The 250-nt window shown below is 65.2% G+C and carries 1 protein-coding gene; it reads left to right on the forward strand.

Annotated features, from left to right (window positions below):
* Nucleotides 1-250: flagellin N-terminal helical domain-containing protein (locus IE99_RS0128655; RefSeq protein ID WP_030177602.1), on the forward strand; the 250-nt coding region annotated here is incomplete at both ends.

Here is a 250-nt window from a genome sequence, read left to right on the forward strand (position 1 = left end):
GACGGCTGAAGGCGCTCTCACCGAGACGCACTCGATCCTGCAGCGTATGCGTGACCTGGCCGTCCAGTCCGCCAACGGCGGCTCCCAGGACGAGCAGTCGCAGAAGGCGGCGAACAAGGAGTTCGGCGAGCTCAAGACCGAGCTCACCCGAATCGCCAACACCACGTCGTTCGGCAGTCAGAAGCTGCTGGACGGCAACTACAACGGCACCTTCCAGGTCGGCTCCAACGGCGACGACGCCAACGAGCGG

Source organism: Spirillospora albida, from assembly GCF_000718255.1.
In the GTDB taxonomy this organism is placed as follows: domain Bacteria; phylum Actinomycetota; class Actinomycetes; order Streptosporangiales; family Streptosporangiaceae; genus Spirillospora; species Spirillospora albida.